This window comes from Mycobacterium sp. (assembly GCF_019243155.1).
In the GTDB taxonomy this organism is placed as follows: domain Bacteria; phylum Actinomycetota; class Actinomycetes; order Mycobacteriales; family Mycobacteriaceae; genus Mycobacterium.
On record NZ_JAFAUS010000203.1, the window covers coordinates 1 to 3,219 of the forward strand.

Here is a 3,219-nt window from a genome sequence, read left to right on the forward strand (position 1 = left end):
GAGGCCGTCGGCCGGTCGATGCGTTTCTCGCTGGTGTCGGTTCAGGTTGTCGTGTTGGCGGCCGCGTTGGCGCTGTACGGCGTCAACCCCAACTTCGCGCTAACGGTGTAGCCGCCATGACATCGCCGGTAAAAGTCAACGCCCCGCGCAGGCCGCCGTACAAGCTGATCGGCGTGGCATCGATCGTCGTCGCCGCAGTCGCCCTGGTTCTCGTCTACGGGCAGTTCCGGGGCGACTTCACCTCCAAGACCGAGCTGACGATGCTGGCGTCGCGGGCCGGGCTCGTCATGGACCCGGGCTCGAAGGTGACCTATAACGGCGTGGAGATCGGCCGGGTCGGCAAGATCTCGGAGACCGTGCGCGACGGTAAGCCCGCGGCCCGGTTCACCCTTGAGGTGTATCCGCGGTACCTGAAGCTGATCCCGGCGAACGTCAACGCCGACGTGAAGGCGACGACGGTCTTCGGTGGCAAGTACGTGTCGTTGACGACGCCACAACATCCGTCCGCGCAGAAGATCAACACGCACACCGTGATCGACGCCCGTTCGGTCACCACCGAGATCAACACGCTGTTCGAGACCATCACCTCGATCGCGCAGAAAGTCGATCCGGTCAAGCTGAATTTGACGCTGAGCGCGGCGGCGCAATCGCTGGCGGGCCTCGGCGACAAGTTCGGCCAGTCGGTGGTCAACGCCAACGCGATCCTGGACGATGTGAACCCGCAGCTGCCGCAGGCCAAGCGCGACATCGCGCAGCTGGCGGCGCTGGGCGACACCTACGCCAACGCCTCGCCGGATCTGATTGACTTCCTGAACAATTCGGTGGTCACGGCGCGCACGATCAACGCGCAGCAGAAGGATCTGGATCAGGCGCTGCTGTCGGCGGTCGGGTTCGGCAACAGCGGCGCGGACATCTTCGAGCGCGGTGGCCCGTATCTGGCCCGGGGAGCGGAAGACCTGGTGCCCACGGCCCAGTTGCTGGACACCTACAGCCCCGAGCTCTTCTGCACGCTGCGTAACTACCACGACATCGAGCCCAAGGCGGCCGCGTTCCTCGGTGGCAACGGCTACTCACTCAACAGCCACACCCAGGCGCTGTCGGGGTTGGGACTGGTGGCGAACCCCCTGTCGCTGGTGGCCGTCGCCGCGCTGACGTTGGGGCTCGGCGGGCTCGCCGGGCTGGTCGGCGGTGCGCCGAACCCCTACACGTACCCGGAGAACCTGCCGCGCGTGAACGCCCGCGGCGGCCCGGGCGGTGCGCCGGGCTGCTGGCAGCCGTTGACGCACGACCTGTGGCCCGCACCGGAGTTGGTGATGGACAGCGGCAACAGCATCGCGCCGTACAACCACCTCGACACCGGATCGCCGTACGCGATCGAGTACGTCTGGGGCCGCCAAGTAGGGGATAACACGATCAACCCATGAAAATCTCCGGGACCATCGCCAAACTCAGCATCTTCTCGGTGGTGCTGCTGCTCTTCACTGTGATGATCATCGTGGTGTTCGGGCAGATGCGCTTCGACAGTACCTACTCTTATTCGGCGGAATTCACCAACGTCAGCGGCCTGCGGGCGGGTCAGTTCGTCCGCGCCTCGGGTGTCGAGGTCGGCAAGGTCGATTCGATCCAGCTCGTCGACGGCGGCAAGCGCGCACGGGTGGATTTCAATGTCGACCGCGCGATTCCGTTGTACCAGTCGACGAGCGCGCAGATCCGCTACCTCGACCTGATCGGCAACCGCTACCTCGAGCTCAAGCGCGGCGAAGGTGACGGCGCCGACCGGGTCCTGCCGCCGGGCGGGTTCATCCCCGTGGCGAGAACGTCGCCGGCGCTTGACCTCGACGCCCTCATCGGTGGATTCAAACCGCTGTTCCGCGCGCTGGACCCGCAGAAGGTCAACACCATCGCCACGGCGCTGGTCACCGTGTTCCAAGGCCAGGGCGGCACCATCAACGACATCCTCGATCAGACCGCCCAGCTGACGAACCAACTCGGCGAGCGGGACCAGGCGATCGGCGAGGTGATCAAGAACCTGAACATCGTGCTGGACACCACGGTTCGGCACCGGCAGCAATTCGACCAGACGGTCAACAACCTCGAGGTCCTGATCACCGGCCTGAAGGATCACGGCGATCAGCTCGCGGGCGGGACCGCCCACATCAGCAACGCCGCCGGAACGGTCGCCGACCTGCTGGCCGAGGACCGCGGCCTGTTGCATAAATCCATCAACTACCTGGACTCGGTTCAGCAGCCGCTCATCGATCAGCGCGACCAGTTGCAGGACTACCTGAAGAAGGTGCCGGCAGCGCTGAACATGATCGGGCGCGCCATCGGGTCCTACGGGGACTTCGTGAACTTCTACGCCTGCGACATCACGCTGAAGATCAACGGCCTGCAGGCCGGCGGCCCCGTCCGCACGGTCCGGCTCTTCCAGCAGCCGACGGGTAGGTGCACGCCGCAATGAGAACGCTGGAACCGCCCAACCGGATGCGCATCGGCCTGATGGGCATCGTGGTGACGCTGCTCGTCATCGGCGTCGGCCAAAGCTTCACCAGCGTTCCGATAATTTTCGCCAAGCCGAACTACTACGGCCAGTTCACGGACTCGGGTGGCATCAACACCGGTGACAAGGTGCGGATCGCGGGGATGGACGTCGGAAAGGTGGAAGGCCTCAAGATCGACGGCGACCACATCCTGCTCAAGTTCTCGATCGGCACCAACACCATCGGTACCGAGAGTCGGCTGGCGATCAAGACCGACACCATCCTGGGTAAGAAGATTCTCGACGTCGAGGCGCTGGGCACCAAGCCGTTACGGCCCGGCGCGACGTTGCCGCTGGGCCAGAGCACGACCCCTTATCAGATCTACGACGCCTTCTTCGACGTCACCAAGGCCGCGCAAGGTTGGGACATCGACACCGTCAAGCAGTCGCTGCACGTGCTCTCCGAAACCGTCGATCAGACCTACCCGCACCTGAGCGCGGCGCTCGACGGAGTGGCCAAATTCTCCGACACGATCGGAAAGCGCGACGAGGAGGTCAAGCACCTGCTGGCCCAGGCCAACCAGGTGGCCACCATCCTCGGTGACCGCAGTGATCAGGTCGACCGGCTGTTGGTCAACGCGAAGACTCTGCTGGCCGCCTTTAACGAACGCGGTCGGGCCATCAACGCACTGCTGTCCAACGTCGCCGCGTTCTCCGAACAGGTCAAGGGCCTGATCAAC

General features: G+C 64.6%; 3 protein-coding genes and 1 pseudogene. All 4 read left to right on the forward strand.

The annotated features are described in order from the left end of the window. Positions 1-111, forward strand: a pseudogene (locus JOZ00_RS10120) (ABC transporter permease); the annotation flags it as partial. Between the two features lie 5 nt (positions 112-116). Beyond that, complete coding sequence (locus JOZ00_RS10125; RefSeq protein ID WP_293343304.1) at positions 117-1,424, forward strand: MCE family protein; 1,308 nt, start codon at positions 117-119, stop codon at positions 1,422-1,424. Further along, entirely contained in the window at positions 1,421-2,461 is a 1,041-nt protein-coding gene (locus tag JOZ00_RS10130) for a virulence factor Mce family protein (protein ID WP_293343306.1), read from the forward strand. Before JOZ00_RS10125 ends, JOZ00_RS10130 begins: the two co-directional genes overlap by 4 nt. Then, positions 2,458-3,219 (forward strand): MCE family protein (locus JOZ00_RS10135; protein ID WP_293343308.1); only part of this gene is annotated, 762 nt, incomplete at its 3' end. The genes JOZ00_RS10130 and JOZ00_RS10135, both read left to right, overlap by 4 nt.

Coding starts and splice junctions, on each gene's coding strand:
- JOZ00_RS10125 (WP_293343304.1), top strand. CDS start 117: ATGACATCGCCGGTAAAAGTCAACGCCCCGCGCAGGCCGCCGTACAAG.
- JOZ00_RS10130 (WP_293343306.1), top strand. CDS start 1,421: ATGAAAATCTCCGGGACCATCGCCAAACTCAGCATCTTCTCGGTGGTG.